The sequence below is a fragment of the Maritimimonas sp. 2210JD6-3 genome (assembly GCF_056591795.1).
In genome coordinates, this window is sequence record NZ_JBWQOJ010000002.1 from 163,222 (window position 1) to 185,169 (window position 21,948).

Below are 21,948 nucleotides of genomic sequence, written 5' to 3' on the forward strand. Positions count from 1 at the left end.
AGGTAACTTGTACTAAGCGCTGCGATGGTATTAAAACGGAACCGTATCTTTACGATAAGCGAACTAACTAAAAAATGAAAACAACTCAACAGATAGCAAAGCATTTTAGAGAAGTACATTTTGGTAAAAACTGGACCTGGTCTTTTTTAAAAGAACATCTCGAAGATATTACCTGGCAAGAAGCAACTACTCAAATAAATTCGTTTAATACCATCGCAGCGCTTACCTTTCATATACATTATTTTATTGCAGCCGCCATAAGAGTATTAGAAGGAAAAGAACTGAATGCACATGATAAATTTAGTTTTGATGTTCCTGAGATTGCATCAAAAGAAGATTGGGAAAACATACTTAATAAGGTATGGCAAGATGGTGAACGATTTGCTACTTTGGTTGAGCAATTATCTGAAGAAAAACTTTGGGAGACCTTTGTCGAAGAAAAATATGGAAACTATTATAGAAACTTACAAGGCACTGTTGAGCATACGCATTATCATCTCGGTCAAATCGTAATCCTTAAGAAACTGATTAGAGAAAAAGAGTTATTTTAATTTAAATTGCATTAGTACGGGTAAATGATCTGAAGCATCTCCGAACTCTTGTAATACTCTTCCATCAACATATTCAATGTAATTTTTGGTATAAAAGATATAATCAATACGTTCAAACAGATCTTTAGTGTCATACGTATTAATAATATTGTTTTTATCAAAAGCAGCATTACCAATTTCAGGTGTATTAAGTAATTTTTGAATTACTGCATTTTTATTACGTGCTTCACTATTAAAATCACCTAGTAAGATTGTAGGATAATCTAAAGCATATTTATTAAATAAATCAACTACATATTCAAATTGTTTTTTTCGTGTAGGTTTGTCAAAAGCTTCTAAATGAACATTAATTACGATTATTTCTTTATTATTTAGTGTTACTTTTACCAGTTGCGCTAAGCGTTCTAAATAGAGAGCATCTCTATAAAATGGAGCATCTTGTACACGGTCTAACACAATGCGTTTATGATCTTTTAACCGATATTTACTTAAAATAGATTGCCCAGAAAGCATCTTGCCAAAATGCATGGTTGGAGGCCAATACGGAAATGGTACATAGGTTTCATCCCAATTCACGGCTTCTGCAATGTACTTATACCCAATAGCAGCAATTTCATTTTGTTGATTCACTTCATATGACCTCGCAGATTGGTAATCTATTTCTTGAAATGCAATAATATCCGCATTAATCGAATCAAATAAATACATTACTCTTTTTAAATTAGTATCAAATAATGATTTTGGTTTTTCAACAGCTTTATTATTTGTCATTCCGCTGAGGTAACCAATATTATAGGTAATAATATTATAGGTAGAATCTGTATTTACAGTATCAAACTGCTCATTTGTAATGAGTTTTTCATATTCTTTTTCTGAAAAATTTGGTGAAGAAGCCCATAAAAAAAATAATACCGAAAAGATGATAAGTGCTACTATAAGCACACTAGTAAGTCGAATCAATTTTTTCATGGTGACGAATATATCATTTTTACATTAAAAAAATTGCAATTAAATTGTTGATATTTAAATTCTTTTTATCTTTGCAGCCCAAAACTTAAAAAACAAATACATAGACGACATGAAAGGAGGGATCAAAATATGCTAATAATTCCAGTAAAAGATGGTGAGAATATTGATAGAGCGTTAAAACGTTTTAAACGTAAGTTTCAAAGTACACAAACAATGAAACAGTTACGTGAACGTAAGCATTTTACAAAACCTTCTGTGTTAAAGCGTAAGCAAATTCAAAAAGCAGAATACGTTCAAGGTATTAGATCAAAAGAAGAGTTATAGATTTCTAAAACACTAGAAACTTAAAATTTACCGTTAGTAAATAACAAAGACAATTTGTAGTTTTGTTTGCTAACGGTTTTTTTATGCCTATTAAAAAATTTACTGAGTATTTGTCGCTAGAAAAAAAGTATTCACCTCATACTGTAAAAGCTTATGAAGATGATCTGTTGGCATTTCAAGTTTTTTGTAAATCTACCTTTGATAATGATGTCGTTATAAATATCAATTACTCACAAATTCGCTCTTGGATTGTTTTCTTGGTTGATCAAGAGATTACAAATAGAACTATTAATAGAAAAATTAGTTCATTAAAGGCGTTCTACAAATTTTTATTAAAAACTAAAACTATTGCAGAAAACCCATTAGCAAAGCATAGGGCATTAAAGGTTGCCAAAAAAATGCATGTACCCTTTTCTCAAGATGAAATGCGTTTGGTTATCGAAGGTTTGGTAAATGATAATGATTTCGAATCGATAAGAAATCGACTTATTGTAGAGTTATTTTACTCAACAGGCATGCGGCGTTCTGAACTTATAAATCTTAAAATTTCAGATATAGATTTGCAGCAAGAAGTGATTAAGATATTAGGGAAACGTAATAAAGAACGTTACGTTCCTTTGTTGAAATCTATTAAAGAAACAGTGACTTTGTACTTAGATTTTCGAAAGGAATATTTTACAGATAACAATGTCTTATTCATTACTAAAAAAGGAAACAAAATCTATGGAACACTTGTATATCGAGTAATAAATAACTACTTTAGTAAAGTTTCTTCGAAAGTAAAGAAAAGTCCACATATTATAAGGCATTCCTTTGCAACGCATCTATTAAATGAAGGAGCAGATTTAAATTCTGTAAAAGAATTGTTGGGTCATTCGAGCTTAGCTTCAACGCAAGTATATACGAGTAGCAGCTTGAATGAATTAAAGAAAGTGTATAACCGAGCGCATCCGAGAAGCTCAAAAACCTAACGTTTATGAAAGTACATATTCAATCAGTAAATTTTAATGTTGACAGAAAGTTGGTAAACTTTATAGAAGATAAGGTTAATAACTTAGAGAAATACTATGATAAAATTATTGGATCTGATGTTTATTTAAAAGTTGAAAACACGAGTGAAAAAGAAAATAAGATTGCTGAAATTAAAATAAATATTCCTGGTGGAGAACTCATGGTGAAAAAACAATGTAGAACGTTTGAAGAATGTGTTGATTTAGCTGCAGATTCATTGCGAAGACAGCTTAATAAAAGAAAAGAAAAACAGCGCGCCCATCATTTATAAAAATTCTCAAAAATAAATTCAAAAAGTTTTGTAGAAAAAAGAAAACTTTATACATTTGCAAACCGTTAGAAAAAGCGGTTTGTTTTTTTATGCAAAAAAATGAACAAATAAGCCGATATAGCTCAGCTGGCTAGAGCAGCTGATTTGTAATCAGCAGGTCGTGGGTTCGAGTCCCTCTATCGGCTCAAAAATATAAGTTCTTTGAATAAAAATAATGTTGGGGAGATACCAAAGCGGCCAACTGGGGCGGACTGTAACTCCGCTGTCTTTCGACTTCGTAGGTTCGAATCCTGCTCTCCCCACATAGTTTTAAATTGATAAAGTGGTAAAAACTTGTTTTTATAAACTTTTTGAGATTTAAAATTAATGTTCGGGGTACCCGAATAGGATCATCGAACGAAGTGAGATAATCCAAGCATTATTTAACGGAAATTATCAACTCAGAAATTTTAAATTTTCTGATAAAATGCGAGAGTAGCTCAGTTGGTAGAGCGTCAGCCTTCCAAGCTGAATGTCGCCGGTTCGAACCCGGTCTCTCGCTCAATAAGGTTCATTGAAAATCAAAAATGAAAATTTTGTGTAAGATTTTCATTTTTAAAGAAAAGTGCAGGTGTGAGAAGCTTGTGCTGAGCGTAGCCGAAGTGAACCCGGTCTCTCGCTCTAAAATTTCTGCGAAGGCAGAAATCTTTTCCTGTAAAAGAGACTAAAAACTTTACGCCGGTGTAGCTCAGGGGTAGAGCGTTTCCTTGGTAAGGAAGAGGCCACGGGTTCAAATCCCGTCATTGGCTCAAAACAAACAAAAGATTAATACTAAATATATATAACTAAGATTTAAATTAAATAATCATGGCAAAAGAAACTTTTGATCGTTCCAAACCACACTTAAATATTGGTACTATTGGACACGTTGATCACGGTAAAACTACGTTAACTGCTGCTATTACTACTGTATTAGCAAATGCTGGTTTATCAGAGAAGAGAGATTTTGATTCTATTGATAATGCTCCAGAAGAAAAAGAAAGAGGTATTACTATTAATACATCACACGTAGAATACCAAACTGCTAACCGTCACTATGCACACGTTGACTGTCCTGGTCACGCGGATTATGTAAAGAACATGGTAACGGGTGCTGCTCAAATGGATGGTGCTATTTTAGTAGTTGCTGCTACTGATGGACCAATGCCACAAACGAGAGAGCATATCTTATTAGGTCGTCAAGTAGGTATACCACGTATGGTTGTTTTCTTAAACAAGTGTGATATGGTTGATGATGAAGAATTACTTGAATTAGTAGATATGGAAGTAAGAGAATTACTTTCTTTCTATGAGTATGATGGTGATAACGGTCCTGTAGTTCAAGGTTCTGCTTTAGGTGCACTTAATGGTGAGCAAAAATGGGTAGATACCGTTATGGAATTAATGGAAGCTGTTGATTCTTGGATCGAAGAACCAGTACGTGAGGTTGAAAAAGATTTCTTAATGCCAATCGAAGATGTATTCTCAATTACAGGTCGTGGTACTGTAGCAACTGGTCGTATTGAGACTGGTGTTGCTAACACAGGTGATGCTGTAGATATTATTGGTATGGGAGCTGAAAAATTAACATCTACTATTACAGGTGTTGAGATGTTCCGTAAGATATTAGACAGAGGTGAAGCTGGAGATAATGTAGGTATCTTATTAAGAGGTATTGAAAAGACTGATATCAAAAGAGGTATGGTAATCTGTAAGCCAGGTTCTGTAACTCCACATGATAAATTCAAGGCAGAGGTTTATATCCTTAAAAAAGAAGAAGGTGGTCGTCACACACCATTCCATAATAACTACCGTCCACAGTTCTACGTAAGAACTACAGATGTAACAGGTACAATTAACTTACCTGATGGAGTAGAAATGGTAATGCCAGGTGATAACCTTACAATTACAGTTGATTTACACCAACCAATCGCAATGAATGTTGGTTTACGTTTCGCTATCCGTGAAGGTGGTAGAACGGTAGGTGCGGGTCAGGTTACTGAAATTTTATAAGACACACCTAGTTTTTAGTTAGATATATTATAGATAGGTGCTTCTTTGAAAAGAGAAGCACCTTATATTCTATACGGGTGTAAGCTAATTTTGATTTTTTTCAAAGTAAAGTTAAAACCCAAATACGGGTTTAGCTCAGTTGGTAGAGCACTGGTCTCCAAAACCAGGTGTCGGGAGTTCGAGTCTCTCAACCCGTGCTAATAAATTTGGAAATACGTTTTCCATACAAAAAAAGTAAAATGAGTATTGTAAACTATATAAAAGATTCTTTTAAAGAATTGAACACACAAGTAAGTTGGATTCCGATGTCGGAAGCACAGAAATCTACGGTGGTAGTAGCGGTGTTTTCAGTATTGTTTGCACTTGCTGTATTTGCTGTAGATAAGGTTTTTCAATTAGGCTTAGAGCAATATTTTAACCTATTTAAATAATAGATAATGGCTGATTCTGTGAAGAAATGGTATGTAGTTAGGGCTATAGGTGGTCAAGAAAATAAAGTAAAGACCTATATCGAAAACGAAGTAGCGCGCTTGGGTTTAAGTGACTATGTTGATCAGGTATTAGTGCCTACAGAAAAAGTTATTCAAATTCGTAACGGTAAGAAAATAAACAAAGAGCGTGTTTATTTTCCTGGTTACATTATGGTAGAAGCAAATTTAAGTGGCGAACTACCACACGTTATTAAATCTGTAACTGGTGTTATTGGATTTTTAGGAGAAACAAAAGGTGGTGATCCTGTACCATTACGTAAGTCTGAGGTGAATAGAATGTTAGGTAAGGTAGATGAGTTAGCCGTGCAGAGTGATAATATAGCGATCCCTTACATAATAGGAGAAACAGTTAAGGTGATTGATGGTCCGTTTAATGGATTTGATGGTACCATAGAAAAAATAAATGAAGAAAAGCGTAAGCTTGAAGTAATGGTGAAGATTTTCGGAAGAAAAACACCATTAGAATTAAGTTATATGCAAGTAGAAAAAATTTCATAAATGTTACATATTTGAGATCACAATAGCTTCCAACATTTGTGAGATCATAACGCTAAAGTTTAAAAAATGGCAAAAGAAGTTAGTAAGGTTGTAAAATTACAAGTTCGTGGAGGTGCAGCTAATCCTTCGCCACCTGTTGGACCTGCTTTAGGTGCTGCCGGAGTTAACATCATGGAGTTCTGTAAGCAATTTAATGCGAGAACTCAAGATAAACAAGGTAAAGTTTTACCTGTAGCTATTACAGTTTATACAGACAAATCTTTTGATTTTGTTATTAAAACTCCACCAGCTGCAGTACAAATTTTAGAAGCAGCTAAAGTTAAAAAAGGTTCTGGTGAGCCTAACCGAAAGAAAGTTGCTACGGTAACTTGGGATCAGCTTCGTACGATTGCTGAAGACAAAATGCCCGATTTAAATGCATTTACTGTCGAGTCTGCAATGAAAATGATGGCTGGTACTGCTCGTTCAATGGGTATTAAAGTAAAAGGAAACGCACCTGTTTAAACTTTATAATTTTATAGAAAGATGGCAAAATTAACTAAAAAGCAAAAAGAAGCTAGAGCTAAAGTAGAGCCTAATAAGGCATATACTTTAACTGAGGCATCTGCTTTAGTCAAAGAGGTAACAAAAGTAAAGTTTGATGCATCTGTAGATTTAGCAATACGTTTAGGTGTAGATCCTAGAAAAGCTGATCAGATGGTACGTGGTGTAGTAACATTGCCGCACGGAACTGGTAAAGATGTTAAAGTATTAGCATTAGTTACTCCTGATAAAGAAGCAGAAGCTAAAGAAGCTGGAGCTGATTATGTAGGTTTAGATGAATACCTTCAAAAAATAAAAGGAGGATGGACAGATGTTGACGTTATTGTAACCATGCCAAGTATTATGGGTAAACTAGGTCCTTTAGGTAGAGTTTTAGGTCCTAGAGGTTTAATGCCAAACCCAAAAACTGGTACAGTAACAATGGACGTGGCTAAAGCAGTTAAAGATGTAAAAGGTGGTAAGATCGATTTTAAAGTTGATAAAACGGGTATCGTTCATGCTGCTGTAGGTAAATCATCTTTTGATGCAGATAAAATTGCAGGAAATGCTCAAGAATTATTATCAACAATAATAAAACTAAAGCCAAATACTGCAAAAGGAACATATATTAAAAGTATCTACATGTCTAGTACGATGAGTCCTGGTATTGAGATAGATGCAAAATCAGTTGTATAAGTAAGTTAAATTTTTTCAATTATGACTAGAGAAGAAAAATCACAAGTAATAGATAATTTAACGAGCCAATTAACTGATAATAGTACTATCTATCTAGCTGATATTTCAGGCTTAGATGCATTAAGTACTACTAATTTACGTAGAGCTTGTTTTAAAGCAAACGTTAAATTGGCGGTCGTTAAAAACACATTGCTTTCTAAAGCAATGGAAAAATCTGATAAAGATTTTGGTGAATTACCAGAAATATTAAAAGGAAATACTTCTTTAATGATTTCTGAAGTAAGTAATGCACCTGCGAAAGTTATTAAAGAATTCCGTAAAAAATCTAAAAAACCATTGCTTAAAGGAGCATATATTGAAGAATCAATTTATGTTGGTGATGAGCAGTTAGACACTTTAGTAAATATTAAATCTAAAGAAGAATTAATAGGTGAAATCATTGGATTATTACAATCACCAGCTAAGAATGTTATTTCAGCATTACAATCTGGAGGTGGTACATTATCTGGAATTTTAAAAACATTATCAGAAAAAGAGAATTAAACACACACAATAAACTTAGAATAATAAAAATTAAAACAAACTAAAATGGCAGAGTTAAAAGATTTCGCAGAACAATTGGTTAACTTAACTGTAAAAGAAGTTAATGAATTAGCAGATATTTTAAAAGAAGAATACGGTATAGAGCCTGCTGCTGCAGCTGTAGCTGTAGCCGGTCCTGCAGCTGGTGGTGATGCAGCTGGTGGTGGAGATGAGCAAACAGAATTTGATGTGATCTTAAAAGCAGCTGGTGGAGCTAAATTGGCTGTTGTAAAATTAGTTAAAGAATTAACTGGTTTAGGTCTTAAAGAAGCTAAAGGTATCGTAGATAGTGCACCTGCTCCTGTAAAAGAAGGTGTTTCTAAAGACGAAGCTGAAGGTCTTAAAAAATCTTTAGAAGAAGCTGGAGCTGAAGTTGAGCTTAAGTAAGCTCTTTTTAGCTTAAACAATTTAGGTTTAGGTCTTTCGGAATCAATCCCGAAATGACCTAAACCATTTTGCGTATATAATCGCTCATATATTTTCATAGGTTTTAACTTAAAATTTTCTCCATTGTCAACAACAAAAAGTACTGAAAGATTAAACTTCGCATCAGCCAAATTAACTACTGACTATCCTGATTTTCTTGATATTCAAATTAAGTCTTTCCAAGATTTCTTTCAATTAGAAACGAAGGCAGACGAAAGAGGTGATGAAGGTTTATTTAAAACATTCTCAGATAATTTTCCTATCACTGATACGAGAAACCAATTTGTATTAGAGTTTATAGATTATTTTGTTGATCCGCCAAGATATTCAATTCAAGAATGTATTGAACGTGGTTTAACATATAGTGTACCTTTAAAAGCTCGTTTAAAATTATACTGTACAGATCCAGAACATGAAGACTTTGAAACCATTGTACAAGATGTGTATTTAGGTGTTATTCCTTATATGACACACAGCGGTACATTTGTAATCAATGGTGCCGAGCGTGTAGTTGTTTCACAATTACATCGTTCTCCAGGAGTTTTCTTCGGTCAGTCATTTCACGCCAACGGAACAAAGTTATACTCAGCAAGAGTAATACCTTTTAAAGGTTCTTGGATTGAATTTGCTACTGATATCAATAGCGTAATGTACGCCTATATTGATAGAAAGAAAAAATTACCAGTAACTACATTGTTTAGAGCAATTGGATATGAGCGTGATAAAGATATTCTTGAAATATTTGATCTGGCTGATGAAGTAAAGGTTTCTAAAAGTGGTTTAAAAAAATACTTAGATCGCAAATTAGCGGCAAGAGTATTAAAAACATGGCATGAAGATTTTGTTGATGAAGATACAGGTGAAGTGGTATCTATAGAGCGTAATGAGATTATTTTAGATCGTGATACGATTCTTGAAAAAGAACATATAGAAGAGATTTTAGAATCTGGTGCAAAAACGATCTTGTTACACAAAGAAGATGATAATATGGGTGATTATGCGATCATTCATAATACGCTTCAGAAAGATCCTACAAATTCAGAGAAAGAAGCTGTTGAGCATATCTACCGTCAGTTACGAAATGCTGAACCGCCAGATTATGATACTGCAAAAGGTATTATTAATAAATTATTCTTTTCTGAACAACGTTATAGCCTCGGTGAGGTAGGTCGTTACAGAATGAATAAAAAATTAGGACTTGATATTGATATCGAACAAGAGGTATTGACGAAGTTAGATATCATTACCATCATTAAAAACTTAATTAAATTAGTAAACTCAAAGGCAGAAGTTGATGACATTGATCACTTATCAAATCGTCGTGTAAGAACTGTAGGAGAGCAGTTAGCAGGACAGTTTGGTGTTGGTCTATCGCGTATGGCAAGAACCATTCGTGAGCGCATGAATGTTCGTGATAATGAAGTGTTCACGCCAATTGATTTGATTAATGCAAAGACTTTATCATCTGTTATAAACTCATTCTTTGGTACTAACCAATTATCTCAATTTATGGATCAAACCAATCCATTAGCTGAGATTACGCATAAGCGTAGATTATCGGCATTAGGACCTGGAGGTTTATCAAGAGAAAGAGCTGGTTTTGAGGTGCGTGATGTTCACTACACACATTATGGTCGTCTATGCCCAATTGAAACACCTGAAGGACCAAATATTGGTCTAATCTCTTCACTATCTGTGTATGCTAAAGTGAATAATTTAGGATTCATCGAGACACCCTACCGCGAAGTTGTTGAGGGCAATGTAGATGTAAAGAAAGAACCTATTTATTTAAGTGCTGAAGAAGAAGAAGGTAAAAAAATTGCCCAATCTAATTTAGATCTTGATACTAGTGGTAACATTACGTTAGATAAAGTTGTTGCTCGTGAAGAAGGTGATTTTCCATTAGTAACACCATCTGATGTAGATTATATGGATGTTTCACCAAATCAGATTTCATCTATTTCGGCTTCGTTAATTCCGTTCTTAGAACATGATGATGCGAACCGTGCTTTGATGGGATCGAATATGATGCGTCAGGCAGTTCCATTAATGCGTCCTGAATCACCAATCGTAGGTACAGGTTTAGAGCGTAGAGTTGCTACTGATTCAAGAATTTTGATTAATGCAGAAGGAAATGGTGTGGTTGAATATGTAGATTCTGATAAGATTACCATCAAATATGATCGTAATGATGAGCAGAAGCTTGTGAGCTTTGATGAAGATGAGAAAACATATAACTTAATTAAGTTTAGAAAAACAAATCAAGGTACTTCAATTAACCTACACCCAATTGTTCAAAAAGGAGATAAGGTTAAAAAAGGACAAGTGCTATGTGAAGGATATGCTACCGAAAAAGGTGAATTAGCATTAGGTAGAAATATGAAAGTAGCCTTTATGCCTTGGAAAGGGTATAACTTTGAGGATGCAATTGTGATTTCTGAAAGAGTAGTTCGAGAAGATGTATTTACTTCTATTCATATCGACGAGTATTCTTTAGATGTTCGTGATACAAAATTAGGAGCTGAAGAATTAACAGCAGATATTCCTAATGTATCAGAAGAAGCTACGAAAGACCTTGATGAAAATGGAATGATTCGTATTGGTGCTGAAGTGAAGCCTGGTGATATCCTTATCGGAAAAATTACACCAAAAGGTGAATCTGACCCAACGCCAGAAGAGAAATTACTTCGTGCTATTTTCGGTGATAATGCAGGTGATGTAAAAGACGCGTCTCTTAAGGCCTCTCCTTCACTAAAAGGAGTAGTAATCGACAAGAAATTATTTAAGAGAACTATTAAAGATAAGACGAAACGAAGTCAAGATAAAGAAGAACTAGAGCGATTAGAAGCAGATTTTACTTCTAAATTCGTAGTGCTTAAAGATCGTTTAGTAGAGAAATTATTCAAACTCGTAAATGGTAAAACGGCCCAAGGCATACAGAATGATCTTGGCGAAGAAATTTTACCAAAAGGTAAGAAGTTTACTTTAAAAATGTTAAATGCTGTAAATGATTTTGAGCACTTAACGAAAGGTACCTGGACTACCGATACACATACGAATAAATTAATTAGTGAATTAATTCACAATTACAAGATTAAAGTAAGTGACTTACAAGGTGCTTTACGTCGTGAGAAATTTACAATTACCGTTGGTGATGAATTACCTGCAGGTATTGTAAAATTAGCAAAGATTTATGTTGCTAAGAAACGTAAGCTAAAGGTAGGTGATAAGATGGCGGGTCGTCATGGTAACAAAGGTATTGTAGCTCGTATTGTTAGAGCTGAAGATATGCCATTCTTAGAAGATGGAACTCCAGTAGATATTGTATTGAATCCATTAGGTGTACCATCGCGTATGAATATTGGTCAGATTTATGAAACTGTTCTTGGGTGGGCAGGTCAGAAATTAGATCAGAAATATGCAACACCAATTTTTGATGGTGCTTCAATAGATCAGATTACAGAATTAACAAATAAAGCAGGTGTACCAGAATTTGGACACACCTATTTATATGACGGTGGTACAGGTGAACGGTTCGATCAGCCAGCTACTGTTGGTGTAATCTATATGATCAAATTAGGACATATGATTGAAGATAAGATGCACGCACGTTCTATAGGACCTTACTCATTAATTACACAACAACCATTAGGTGGTAAAGCACAGTTTGGTGGTCAACGTTTTGGTGAGATGGAAGTATGGGCACTAGAAGCTTATGGAGCATCGAGTACCTTACGTGAAATCTTAACTGTAAAGTCTGATGATGTATTAGGTAGAGCTAAGACGTACGAGTCTATCGTAAAAGGTGAACCTATGCCAGAACCTGGCTTACCAGAATCATTCAACGTATTAATGCACGAACTGAAAGGTTTAGGTTTAGACGTTAGATTAGAAGAATAATTCATTTCTATACCTACCCGTATTATTCAGGCAGGTATAGAAAACTTTAAATTTTACAATACAACATAGTACTATAACATATCATGGCAAAACAAAGAGAAAAGTACACTGTAAAAAAATTCAATAAAATTTCTATTGGTTTAGCTTCACCAGAAGCTATTCTTGAAACCTCAAGAGGTGAGGTTTTAAAACCAGAGACCATCAACTATCGTACGCATAAACCTGAAAGAGATGGTTTATTTTGTGAACGTATTTTTGGTCCTATTAAAGATTATGAGTGTGCTTGTGGTAAGTATAAGCGTATTCGTTATAAGGGAATTATCTGTGACCGATGTGGTGTAGAAGTAACTGAAAAGAAAGTTCGTAGAGATAGAGTGGGACACATTAATTTAGTAGTTCCTGTTGCACATATTTGGTATTTTAGATCATTACCAAATAAGATGGGGTATCTTTTAGGGTTACCCTCTAAGAAATTAGATATGATCATTTACTACGAACGTTACGTAGTAATTCAACCTGCGGGAGCAACAAATGCTGAAGGAGAGCCATTACAAAAAATGGATTTCTTAACGGAAGAAGAATATTTGGATATTTTAGAATCGTTCCCAGTTGAAAATCAATATTTAGATGATACTGACCCTAATAAGTTTATCGCTAAAATGGGTGCTGAATGTTTAATTGACCTTTTAGCACGTATAGACTTAGATGAATTATCATATGAATTAAGACATAAAGCAAATACTGAGACTTCGAAACAACGTAAGATGGAAGCATTGAAACGTTTGAATGTTGTAGAGTCTTTCCGTGAAGCGAATAAGAATAGAGAGAATAAACCAGAATGGATGATCATGAAGGTGGTACCAGTTACACCACCAGAATTACGTCCGTTAGTTCCATTAGATGGGGGTCGTTTTGCTACATCTGATTTAAATGATCTTTATCGTCGTGTAATTATTCGTAACAATCGTTTAAAAAGATTAATGGAGATTAAAGCTCCTGAAGTAATTTTACGTAATGAGAAACGTATGTTACAAGAATCTGTAGATTCATTATTTGATAACACACGTAAATCATCAGCAGTTAAAACAGAATCTAATAGACCTTTAAAATCATTATCAGATTCCTTAAAGGGTAAGCAAGGACGTTTCCGTCAAAACTTATTAGGTAAGCGTGTTGATTATTCTGCACGTTCGGTAATTGTTGTTGGCCCAGAATTAAAGTTATATGAGTGTGGATTGCCAAAAGATATGGCAGCAGAGCTTTATAAACCTTTTATTATTCGTAAATTAATAGAAAGAGGTATTGTAAAAACTGTAAAATCTGCAAAGAAAATTATAGATAAGCGTGAGCCAGTAGTATGGGATATTCTTGAAAATGTTTTAAAAGGACATCCAGTATTACTCAACCGTGCTCCTACATTACACCGTTTAGGTATTCAAGCATTTCAACCGAAATTAATTGAAGGTAAAGCGATTCAATTACACCCATTAGTATGTACGGCATTTAACGCCGATTTTGATGGTGACCAGATGGCAGTACATTTACCTTTAGGTCCTGAGGCTATTTTAGAAGCACAGTTATTAATGCTAGCTTCTCATAGTATTTTGAATCCGGCAAACGGTTCACCAATTACGGTACCTTCTCAAGATATGGTTCTTGGTTTATATTATATGACCAAAGAGCGTAGATCAACGAAAGATCATAAAGTAAAAGGAGAAGGAAGTACATTCTATTCTCCAGAAGAAGTAACCATTGCTTTTAACGAAAAGCAAGTGGACTTAAATGCTGGAATTAAAGTACGTACTAAAGATCTTGATGAGAACGGAGAGTTAACTACACAAATTATTGAAACTACAGTAGGTAGAGTTTTATTTAATGAAGTGGTTCCTGAAGAAGCTGGGTATATTAATGCTGTATTGACTAAAAAATCATTAAGAGATATTATTGGTGATATTTTAAAAGCTACAGATGTACCTAGAACAGGTGAATTCTTAGATGCTATTAAAGGAATGGGGTATCAATTCGCTTTCAGAGGCGGATTGTCATTTAGTTTAGGTGATATCATTATTCCTGAAGAGAAACATAAAATGATCTCTGATGCTAATGAGCAAGTAGATACCATTATAGCAAGCTATAATATGGGTATGTTAACAAATAAAGAACGTTACAATCAGGTAATTGATATTTGGGGATCTACCAATAATAAATTGACTGAATTGTCGATGAAACGTCTTCGCGAAGATCAACAAGGATTTAACTCAGTATATATGATGTTAGATTCTGGTGCGAGGGGATCTAAAGAACAGATTCGTCAGTTAACAGGTATGCGTGGTTTGATGGCAAAGCCTAAAAAATCTACTGCAGGTGGTGGTGAGATTATTGAAAACCCTATTCTTTCTAACTTTAAAGAAGGACTTTCAATTCTAGAATACTTTATCTCTACGCACGGTGCACGTAAAGGTCTTGCCGATACGGCTTTAAAAACTGCCGATGCAGGTTATTTAACACGTCGTTTAGTTGATGTATCTCAAGACGTAATTATTAATGAAACAGATTGTGGTACATTAAGAGGTCTAGAGGTTAATCCTTTAAAGAAGAATGATGAAATCGTCGAAACTTTAGGAGAAAGAATTTTGGGAAGAATTTCTTTAAATGATGTATATGCCCCAGGTACTGATGATTTATTGGTAAGTGCAGGAGAACTTATCGATGAAGATGTTGTTAGAAAAATAGAGGGCTCAGATATCGAATCTGTAGATGTACGTTCTGCCTTAACATGTGAATCTTCTAGAGGTATTTGTGCGAATTGTTATGGCCATAGTTTGTCAACTCGTAAAATGGTTCAAATTGGTGAGGCTGTAGGTGTTATTGCTGCACAGTCGATCGGTGAACCAGGTACGCAGTTAACATTACGTACGTTCCACGTAGGTGGTATTGCTGGTAATATTTCAGAAGAAAACTCACTTACTGCTAAGTTTAATGGAACTATAGAAATTGATGATTTAAAGACAGTTGAAGGACTTGATAATGATGGAAATAAAGTAGATATCGTTATTTCTAGAACTTCAGAAATTAAGGTTATCGATAGTAAGTCTGGTCTTACTTTAAGTACGAATAATATACCTTATGGTTCTCATATCTTAGTAAAAGATGCGAAGTCAATTAAGAAAGGTGATGTTATTTGTAAATGGGATCCTTATAACGGTGTAATTGTATCTGAATTTGCGGGTAAGGTAGCATTCGAAAATATTCAACAAGGTATTACATATCAAGTTGAGATTGATGAGCAAACAGGTTTCCAAGAGAAAGTAATTTCTGAATCTAAGAATAAAAAGATTGCCCCAACTTTAATTATTGAAGATAAAAAAGGAGAAACAGTACGTTCATACAGTTTACCAGTAGGTGCGCATTTAATGGTTGATGAAGGTGATGAGATTGAAGCAGGTAAGATTTTAGTGAAGATTCCACGTAAATCAGGTAAAGCAGGCGATATTACAGGTGGTTTACCACGTGTAACCGAATTGTTTGAAGCACGTGATCCATCGAACCCAGCTGTCGTTTCTGAAATTGATGGTGTTGTATCTTTTGGTAAAATCAAGCGAGGTAATCGTGAAATTATTGTAGAGTCTAAACTAGGAGATATTAAGAAGTATTTGGTAAAACTATCAAATCAAATTTTAGTACAAGAAAATGACTTTATTAAAGCAGGTATGCCTTTATCTGATGGAGCTACAACTCCTTCTGATATTTTAAAGATCAAAGGTCCTGCGGCAGTGCAAGAATATTTAGTAAATGAAATTCAAGAAGTATATCGTTTACAAGGTGTGAAGATTAATGATAAACACTTTGAAGTGGTAGTACGTCAAATGATGCGTAAAGTGAAGATTATTGATTCTGGTGATACTATTTTCTTAGAAAGTCAATTGGTACATAAAAATGATTTCATTGAAGAAAATGATGCTATTTATGGTATGAAAGTAGTTGAAAATGCTGGTGATTCTGAAAATTTAAAAGCAGGTCAAATTATCACTACACGTAAATTAAGAGATGAAAACTCTATTTTACGTAGAGCAGATAAAGCATTAGTAGAAGCGAGAGATGCGGTTCCTGCAACAGCAGAACCAATCTTACAAGGTATTACGAGAGCTTCATTACAAACGAAATCATTTATTTCTGCGGCTTCGTTCCAAGAGACTACTAAAGTATTAAATCAAGCTGCAGTAAGTGGTAAGATTGATTATTTAGAAGGCTTAAAAGAGAATGTAATTGTAGGTAAGAAAATACCTGCTGGTACTGGTATGCGTTTCTATGATAATTTAATTGTAGGTTCTAACGAAGAAATAGAAGAAGTTAATTAACTATGGCAAAGCAAGAAAAAGACCATAAGCAATTAGATATAGAGCTCGATCAAGAAGTTGCTGAAGGAACGTATTCTAATTTAGCAATCATTAATCACTCAGTTTCAGAATTTGTTGTTGATTTTATTAATGTAATGCCAGGTGTACCTAAGGCAAAAGTAAAATCTCGAATCATTTTAACGCCGCAACATGCTAAACGATTAACGAAAGCATTGGCTGAAAATGTGAAACGATTTGAAAGTGCCCATGGTGAAATTAAAGATTACGAGCAACCTCCAATTCCGTTAAATTTTGGTCCTGCTGGTCAAGCATAAATAACAAAACGCCGAACATTAGTTCGGCGTTTTTCTTTATTAATAAAACTTAAAAAACCCACTTAAAATTGAGTGGGTTTTAATTTTGGTGGGCAATGAGGGATTCGAACCCCCGACCCCCTCGGTGTAAACGAGGTGCTCTGAACCAACTGAGCTAATTGCCCTAAGCGGATGCAAATATAATTTAGTTTTTATTTCTAGCAAAGATTTTAATTGAAAATTTTATAAAACTTCTGCTACTACAAAAGTACTCCCTCCAACATAAATCATATCTCTTTTTTTTGCCATTTTTAAAGAAGCTTTATAAGCATCTTGAACCGAAGTATATACCTCACCTTTCAACTTAAATTCACTAGCAGCAGATTTCAAATTTTCAGCTTCTAAACCTCTAGGTATATTAGGTTTACAAAAATAATACGTCGCCTTTTTTGGAAACATTGGTAAAATGTTTTTTAAATTTTTATCATTTACAACCCCTAGTACTATATGTAAATTTTCGAAATTCTCTTTGGTAAGTTGGTGTAATACATAGGTAAGCCCTTCTTTATTATGAGCCGTATCACAAATTACTTTAGGTTCTTTTTGCAAAACTTGCCATCTTCCTTGTAAACTTGTGTTCCTAACTACATTCAAAAGTCCTTTTTTAATATGTGTTTCTAAAACATTAAATCCATGTAAATTTTGAATAGTAGCTACTGCCGTTTTTATATTTTTTTGCTGATAGTCTCCTAACAAATCTGTTTTGTACTTTTTTATTTTTTCTTCTTCGGCATACACTAATGTTGTTTTACGTTCTTTGGCGATTCTTTTAAAAACGTTGGTAGTTTCATCTTGTCGTTCTCCTATGATTACAGGAATACTTTCTTTGATAATTCCTGCTTTTTCAAATGCTATTTCTGGCAGTGTTTCCCCTAAAAACTGCGTATGATCATACCCTATGTTCGTAATTACAGAAACTTTAGGAATGATAATATTGGTAGAATCTAACCTTCCTCCTAAACCAACTTCAATAATAGCAATGTCAACTTCCGCTTTAGCGAAATAGTAAAAAGCGAACCCAACAGTCATTTCAAAAAAGGAAAGGCCTTGTTTCTCTAAAAATTGTTTCTTTTTATAAATAAAATCAATGACATCTTGTTCTGGTATCATCGTACCATTAACTTTAATACGCTCTCGAAAATCTTTTAAATGGGGTGAAGTATATAAACCAACTTTGTAACCGGCTTCCTGTAAAATGGAAGCCAACATATGACTTGTAGAACCTTTACCATTGGTGCCAGCCACATGAATGCTTTTAAATTTCTTCTGTGGATTACCGAGGTATTCTGCTAAAGCTAAGGTATTGGTAAGATCTTTCTTAAACGCCATTTTACCTTGACGTTGATACATCGGAAGTTGTGCAAACATCCAACCTAAAGTTTCCTGATAATTCAACTTAATTTGATAAAGAGAAATTATAGATTATAGATCCTACTTGTTTTGTAGGAGCTTTGTTATCTGAATTAAATCGTGTTTTTAAAGCTGCTTCTTTTGCTCTTTTTAATAAACAAGATGCAGAATTCGTAGTACCCTTAATACCTGGTGTAGCTGCAATAACTCTGCCCGATTTATCTACCGAAATACTCACTACTACTCTACCTTCTTCATTACAATCATACGTAGGTTTAGGCTTAGCAACCGCTTTTCGATTACTTAGACGATAATTGCCACTATTACCCGACCCTCCTGATCCGTAATAACCACTTGCATTAGGATCTCCGTTCGGATTTCCTTTGTCACCAGCTCTACTGTCATCACCTTCACCACCAGTTGCTGTACCTTCAGAATTATTAAGACCACCCATCATGGCATCTAGCTTCTTACGCTTTGCTTCTTGTTCTGCTTTTTTGCGTGCCTCTGCAGCTTTACGAGCACGTTCTTTTCGTTCAGCTTCAGCTTTTTCTCGTTGTAATTTTTCTTCTGCCTTACGTTTAGCATCGGCTTCGGCTTTGCGCCTTGCCTCTTCAGCTTTTTTTATTTTAATTGATTCTTCATCTTCAGAAGTAACTATATCTTCAGCCTTTGCTTCAGGAGCAGATACTGATTCTTCAACAGGCGTTTCTTCTACTACCTCTTCTTCTACTGCTGTTTCTTCTATAGGTTCTTCTTGCTGAGGCTCAGATCTAATAGGCTCATTGGGCTGAATATTCCCACTACCATAATCTGTAGTTCCAAAGTTAACAGCAATACCCAATTCTTCTGGAGGATCTAAATAGGTCATTCCTAAAGTAAATATCATAAAAAGCAATAACGCCATAAGCACTGAAGTTATGGCAGCAGATTTTCTTTTATGTGGTGTATCTAAAAATGACATGATATATATTATCTATTTCGGTCGTACAGCCAAAATTACTTTAAATTTATTTCTATTAGCAACATCCATGACTAGTACAGCTTTTTCTATGGGAACTGATTCTTCTACTCTTAGCAGTACCGTTGGTGTTTCTTTGTCTGCTAATAATTTACGTAATTCTCCTTCGATACTTTCTTCACTAACTTGTTTATTATTTACATAATAATTTTCGTTCTTCTTAATACTTACCGATACATTTTGAGTATTGGTAGATTTTCCTTTAGCCTTAGGTAAAATAAGATCTAAAGCATTAGGTGAATTTGCCGTAAGCATGAAAAAGATTAATAACAGAAAAACGATATCTGTCATAGAAGACATGCTAAACTCAGGACTTACTTTATTTCTGTTTTTAAATTTCATAAATACTACTAAGCAGGTTCATTCAATAAATCTAAAAATTCAACCGCTTTAGCTTCCATCTGATGTACTACTTTATCGGTTCTAACCACTAAATGGTTATAAGCGATATATGCTATGATACCAACCACTAAACCTGCTACGGTAGTTGTCATCGCAGTGTAAATACCAGATGCTAATGAACCCATTTCAGCTTGGCCCCCACTTGTAGCCATTTCATGAAAGGCAAGAATCATACCAACTACCGTACCTAGAAATCCTATCATAGGCGCCGCACCAGCAATAGTTGCTAATATACTTACATTTTTCTCTAACTTATAAATTTCTAAGCTTCCTGCATTTTCGATGGCTTTATTAATATCTTCTAAAGGTTTACCAATTCTTGAAACTCCTTTTTCAATCAATCGCGCGGCAGGCGAAGGTTGTTGCGCACAAAGAATCTGAGCAGCCTCTAACTTACCGTTAGACACATGATCTCTTATTTGATTCATAAAGTTTTTATCGGTTTTTGATGCTGCTTTAATAGCAAAGAAACGCTCAAAATAAATATATAAACCAACCACTAAAAGTACTAACAATACCAGAATAACGACTTGACCACCAAGGCCTCCATCCATGATTAATTGATAAATTGATAAGGTTTTTTCTTCTGACGTTACTTCTTCTAAAGCACCTTGAGCAACTTCTGCTCCTTCTTGAAAAGTTAAAAACATAAATTTCTTGATATAGGGAATACTACTTCTAAACGAAAATAAATACTTAAAATTGTACTGATATTTATAAAAAAACCCTAACAAAATTGTCAGGGTTAAATAGTCTATTTTTATTGTTTAAAATAAGGTTCTTGTAAACATAAAAACAGCTGCTCCCGCAATGAATCCTAAGAAGGCTAACCAGCTTATTTTCTTTAAGTACCAAAAGAAATCTATTTTTTCCATACCCATAGCTACTACACCTGCAGCAGACCCAATAATTAACATACTACCGCCTGTACCAGCAGAATATGCTATAAAATGCCATAGTTCATTATCTAAAGGTTCAGAAAACATACCTAGACTTGCTGCCACTAATGGCACATTATCTATGATTGCAGAGCCAATACCTAGTAAAATAACTACTAAATCAGAAATGCCTTCACCATGTAACTCTGTACCCAATAAAGGTACTGATTCTTTTAATGTAGTTGCAAAATTAAACAGAATACCTAGCGATTCTAATGCTGCCACAGCTAATAAAATACCTAAGAAAAATAAGATACTTGGCATTTCTATTTTAGATAAAGCTCCATGTACAGGACTATAATGTGCCCCTGCATCGTGGCCATCGTGGTCATCATCGACAGATGATATACTGAATTTTGATTTACTATAAATCTCAGCAAATACTGCCACTACTGCTAATGAAAGCATCATGCCTACATATGGTGGCAAGTGCGTTACTGTTTTAAATATCGGCACAAAAATAATAGCTCCTAAACCTAAGTAAAACATGGTTGCTCCTTTAGGATTAATTGGTTCATCATCTTCATCTTTTGTTTCTATTTTTCCTTTAAAGGCTTTCATTCTTGAAGCAATTAAAGTAGGCACCAACATACATACTAAAGAAGGTATTAATAAATAACCTATTAAATGACCTGTTGATACCTTTTTTGCAATCCAAAGCATGGTAGTTGTTACATCTCCTATAGGAGACCATGCTCCTCCGGCATTAGCCGCTATAATAATTAAACCAGCAAACCAAATTCTATCTTCACGACTTGGCACTATCTTTCTAAGAATTGTAATTAATACAATTGTTGCGGTTAAATTATCAATAATTGCAGAGAGTATAAATGCTAAAAAAGCAAAAATCCAAAGTAGTTTAGATTTACTTTTTGTTTTTACAAAACTCTTAATTGTAGCAAAACCATTAAAATAATCTATAATTTCAACAATGGTCATGGCTCCTAACAAGAACACTAATATTTCTGCTGTTTTACCCAAGTGATGCAGTAATGTTTCTTCCATTAAATGCATCTTATTTTCATGCGTTAAGCCCGAAAAATTCTCGACTAAAGCATGCTTACCAGAATCAAACCAAGTAGTAAACCCGTCGATACCAAAAGCTACTAATGCCCAACAAATAGCCATCATAGCTAGAGCAGGAATAAGCTTATCTAGTTTTAAATTATGTTCTAATGTAATTGCAAGGTAGCCTAATACAAAGACTAAAATTATAAATGATTCCATTGGTTAGTTTTAGTGATTTAAAGATAT

General features: G+C 34.3%; 20 protein-coding genes and 6 tRNA genes. 19 read left to right on the forward strand and 7 right to left on the reverse strand.

The features are described from left to right. Positions 1-74: 74 nt before the first annotated feature. The gene (locus AC1EUY_RS02190; RefSeq protein ID WP_480193862.1) at positions 75-551 is read left to right on the forward strand and encodes a DinB family protein; all 477 of its coding nucleotides are present in this window, start codon (positions 75-77) and stop codon (positions 549-551) included. Here the strand turns inward: AC1EUY_RS02190 and AC1EUY_RS02195 are convergent. Then, a complete protein-coding gene (locus AC1EUY_RS02195; protein ID WP_480193863.1) occupies positions 543-1,520 on the reverse strand; it encodes an endonuclease/exonuclease/phosphatase family protein in 978 nt (325 codons plus the stop codon). The genes AC1EUY_RS02190 and AC1EUY_RS02195 overlap by 9 nt on opposite strands. Positions 1,521-1,649: 129 nt before the next feature. On the opposite strand from AC1EUY_RS02195, the gene rpsU reads away from it, so the two are divergent. From rpsU to AC1EUY_RS02285, 18 genes are all read left to right on the forward strand, one after another. After that, positions 1,650-1,844 carry a 30S ribosomal protein S21 gene (gene rpsU / locus AC1EUY_RS02200; protein ID WP_480193864.1) on the forward strand — a complete coding sequence of 65 codons (195 nt, stop codon included), beginning with the start codon at positions 1,650-1,652 and terminating at the stop codon, positions 1,842-1,844. A gap of 83 nt (positions 1,845-1,927) precedes the next feature. Continuing rightward, positions 1,928-2,815 carry a tyrosine-type recombinase/integrase gene (locus AC1EUY_RS02205; RefSeq protein WP_480193865.1) on the forward strand — a complete coding sequence of 296 codons (888 nt, stop codon included), beginning with the start codon at positions 1,928-1,930 and terminating at the stop codon, positions 2,813-2,815. 5 nt (positions 2,816-2,820) lie between these two features. Next, a complete protein-coding gene (gene hpf, locus AC1EUY_RS02210) occupies positions 2,821-3,126 on the forward strand; it encodes a ribosome hibernation-promoting factor, HPF/YfiA family (RefSeq protein ID WP_480193866.1) in 306 nt (101 codons plus the stop codon). Between the two features lie 111 nt (positions 3,127-3,237). Continuing rightward, positions 3,238-3,311: transfer RNA gene (locus AC1EUY_RS02215), tRNA-Thr, on the forward strand. A gap of 34 nt (positions 3,312-3,345) precedes the next feature. After that, positions 3,346-3,428 (forward strand) — tRNA-Tyr (locus AC1EUY_RS02220). A gap of 166 nt (positions 3,429-3,594) precedes the next feature. After that, a tRNA-Gly gene (locus AC1EUY_RS02225) sits at positions 3,595-3,667 on the forward strand. A gap of 175 nt (positions 3,668-3,842) precedes the next feature. Further along, positions 3,843-3,914 (forward strand) — tRNA-Thr (locus AC1EUY_RS02230). 58 nt (positions 3,915-3,972) lie between these two features. Next, positions 3,973-5,157 carry an elongation factor Tu gene (tuf, locus tag AC1EUY_RS02235; protein ID WP_480193867.1) on the forward strand — a complete coding sequence of 395 codons (1,185 nt, stop codon included), beginning with the start codon at positions 3,973-3,975 and terminating at the stop codon, positions 5,155-5,157. 124 nt (positions 5,158-5,281) lie between these two features. Further along, positions 5,282-5,354: transfer RNA gene (locus tag AC1EUY_RS02240), tRNA-Trp, on the forward strand. 42 nt (positions 5,355-5,396) lie between these two features. Further along, a complete protein-coding gene (gene secE / locus AC1EUY_RS02245; protein ID WP_480193868.1) occupies positions 5,397-5,588 on the forward strand; it encodes a preprotein translocase subunit SecE in 192 nt (63 codons plus the stop codon). 6 nt (positions 5,589-5,594) lie between these two features. Then, complete coding sequence (nusG, locus tag AC1EUY_RS02250) at positions 5,595-6,146, forward strand: transcription termination/antitermination protein NusG (protein ID WP_480193869.1); 552 nt, start codon at positions 5,595-5,597, stop codon at positions 6,144-6,146. A 66-nt stretch (positions 6,147-6,212) separates the two neighbouring features. After that, complete coding sequence (gene rplK, locus AC1EUY_RS02255; RefSeq protein ID WP_480193870.1) at positions 6,213-6,650, forward strand: 50S ribosomal protein L11; 438 nt, start codon at positions 6,213-6,215, stop codon at positions 6,648-6,650. Positions 6,651-6,671: 21 nt separating this feature from the next. Further along, positions 6,672-7,364: a 50S ribosomal protein L1 gene (gene rplA, locus AC1EUY_RS02260; RefSeq protein WP_480193871.1), complete on the forward strand. Its 693-nt coding sequence runs from the start codon at positions 6,672-6,674 to the stop codon at positions 7,362-7,364. 21 nt (positions 7,365-7,385) lie between these two features. Beyond that, positions 7,386-7,907, forward strand: coding sequence for a 50S ribosomal protein L10 (gene rplJ, locus AC1EUY_RS02265; RefSeq protein ID WP_480193872.1), 522 nt, complete (start codon positions 7,386-7,388; stop codon positions 7,905-7,907). A 45-nt stretch (positions 7,908-7,952) separates the two neighbouring features. Then, complete coding sequence (rplL, locus tag AC1EUY_RS02270; RefSeq protein WP_480193873.1) at positions 7,953-8,333, forward strand: 50S ribosomal protein L7/L12; 381 nt, start codon at positions 7,953-7,955, stop codon at positions 8,331-8,333. 123 nt (positions 8,334-8,456) lie between these two features. Continuing rightward, positions 8,457-12,272: a DNA-directed RNA polymerase subunit beta gene (rpoB, locus tag AC1EUY_RS02275; RefSeq protein ID WP_480193874.1), complete on the forward strand. Its 3,816-nt coding sequence runs from the start codon at positions 8,457-8,459 to the stop codon at positions 12,270-12,272. 83 nt (positions 12,273-12,355) lie between these two features. After that, on the forward strand, positions 12,356-16,630 hold the full coding sequence (gene rpoC, locus AC1EUY_RS02280) for a DNA-directed RNA polymerase subunit beta' (RefSeq protein WP_480193875.1): 4,275 nt from the start codon (positions 12,356-12,358) through the stop codon (positions 16,628-16,630). 2 nt (positions 16,631-16,632) lie between these two features. Continuing rightward, positions 16,633-16,944: a DUF3467 domain-containing protein gene (locus AC1EUY_RS02285; RefSeq protein WP_480193876.1), complete on the forward strand. Its 312-nt coding sequence runs from the start codon at positions 16,633-16,635 to the stop codon at positions 16,942-16,944. Between the two features lie 86 nt (positions 16,945-17,030). Here the strand turns inward: AC1EUY_RS02285 and AC1EUY_RS02290 are convergent. The 6 genes from AC1EUY_RS02290 to nhaD form a co-directional block, all read right to left on the reverse strand. Continuing rightward, positions 17,031-17,108 (reverse strand) — tRNA-Val (locus AC1EUY_RS02290). Positions 17,109-17,166: 58 nt separating this feature from the next. After that, positions 17,167-18,378, reverse strand: a complete 1,212-nt coding sequence (locus AC1EUY_RS02295) for a bifunctional folylpolyglutamate synthase/dihydrofolate synthase (RefSeq protein WP_480193877.1) — start codon at positions 18,376-18,378, stop codon at positions 17,167-17,169. A 1-nt stretch (position 18,379) separates the two neighbouring features. Further along, positions 18,380-19,297: an energy transducer TonB gene (locus tag AC1EUY_RS02300; protein WP_480193878.1), complete on the reverse strand. Its 918-nt coding sequence runs from the start codon at positions 19,295-19,297 to the stop codon at positions 18,380-18,382. A 12-nt stretch (positions 19,298-19,309) separates the two neighbouring features. Beyond that, the gene (locus AC1EUY_RS02305; RefSeq protein WP_480193879.1) at positions 19,310-19,696 is read right to left on the reverse strand and encodes an ExbD/TolR family protein; all 387 of its coding nucleotides are present in this window, start codon (positions 19,694-19,696) and stop codon (positions 19,310-19,312) included. 8 nt (positions 19,697-19,704) lie between these two features. Then, entirely contained in the window at positions 19,705-20,406 is a 702-nt protein-coding gene (locus tag AC1EUY_RS02310) for a MotA/TolQ/ExbB proton channel family protein (RefSeq protein WP_480193880.1), read from the reverse strand. Between the two features lie 117 nt (positions 20,407-20,523). Further along, positions 20,524-21,921 (reverse strand): sodium:proton antiporter NhaD, encoded by a 1,398-nt coding sequence (gene nhaD / locus AC1EUY_RS02315; RefSeq protein ID WP_480193881.1) that lies wholly within the window; start codon positions 21,919-21,921, stop codon positions 20,524-20,526. Between the last annotated feature and the right edge of the window lie 27 nt (positions 21,922-21,948).

Excerpts from the sequence above, each read along its gene's own strand:
- AC1EUY_RS02190 (WP_480193862.1), top strand. The coding sequence starts at position 75 with ATGAAAACAACTCAACAGATAGCAAAGCATTTTAGAGAAGTACATTTT.
- AC1EUY_RS02195 (WP_480193863.1), bottom strand. The coding sequence starts at position 1,520 with ATGAAAAAATTGATTCGACTTACTAGTGTGCTTATAGTAGCACTTATC.
- rpsU (WP_480193864.1), top strand. The coding sequence starts at position 1,650 with ATGCTAATAATTCCAGTAAAAGATGGTGAGAATATTGATAGAGCGTTA.
- AC1EUY_RS02205 (WP_480193865.1), top strand. The coding sequence starts at position 1,928 with ATGCCTATTAAAAAATTTACTGAGTATTTGTCGCTAGAAAAAAAGTAT.
- hpf (WP_480193866.1), top strand. The coding sequence starts at position 2,821 with ATGAAAGTACATATTCAATCAGTAAATTTTAATGTTGACAGAAAGTTG.
- tuf (WP_480193867.1), top strand. The coding sequence starts at position 3,973 with ATGGCAAAAGAAACTTTTGATCGTTCCAAACCACACTTAAATATTGGT.
- secE (WP_480193868.1), top strand. The coding sequence starts at position 5,397 with ATGAGTATTGTAAACTATATAAAAGATTCTTTTAAAGAATTGAACACA.
- nusG (WP_480193869.1), top strand. The coding sequence starts at position 5,595 with ATGGCTGATTCTGTGAAGAAATGGTATGTAGTTAGGGCTATAGGTGGT.
- rplK (WP_480193870.1), top strand. The coding sequence starts at position 6,213 with ATGGCAAAAGAAGTTAGTAAGGTTGTAAAATTACAAGTTCGTGGAGGT.
- rplA (WP_480193871.1), top strand. The coding sequence starts at position 6,672 with ATGGCAAAATTAACTAAAAAGCAAAAAGAAGCTAGAGCTAAAGTAGAG.
- rplJ (WP_480193872.1), top strand. The coding sequence starts at position 7,386 with ATGACTAGAGAAGAAAAATCACAAGTAATAGATAATTTAACGAGCCAA.
- rplL (WP_480193873.1), top strand. The coding sequence starts at position 7,953 with ATGGCAGAGTTAAAAGATTTCGCAGAACAATTGGTTAACTTAACTGTA.
- rpoC (WP_480193875.1), top strand. The coding sequence starts at position 12,356 with ATGGCAAAACAAAGAGAAAAGTACACTGTAAAAAAATTCAATAAAATT.
- AC1EUY_RS02285 (WP_480193876.1), top strand. The coding sequence starts at position 16,633 with ATGGCAAAGCAAGAAAAAGACCATAAGCAATTAGATATAGAGCTCGAT.
- AC1EUY_RS02300 (WP_480193878.1), bottom strand. The coding sequence starts at position 19,297 with ATGTCATTTTTAGATACACCACATAAAAGAAAATCTGCTGCCATAACT.
- AC1EUY_RS02305 (WP_480193879.1), bottom strand. The coding sequence starts at position 19,696 with ATGAAATTTAAAAACAGAAATAAAGTAAGTCCTGAGTTTAGCATGTCT.
- AC1EUY_RS02310 (WP_480193880.1), bottom strand. The coding sequence starts at position 20,406 with ATGTTTTTAACTTTTCAAGAAGGAGCAGAAGTTGCTCAAGGTGCTTTA.
- nhaD (WP_480193881.1), bottom strand. The coding sequence starts at position 21,921 with ATGGAATCATTTATAATTTTAGTCTTTGTATTAGGCTACCTTGCAATT.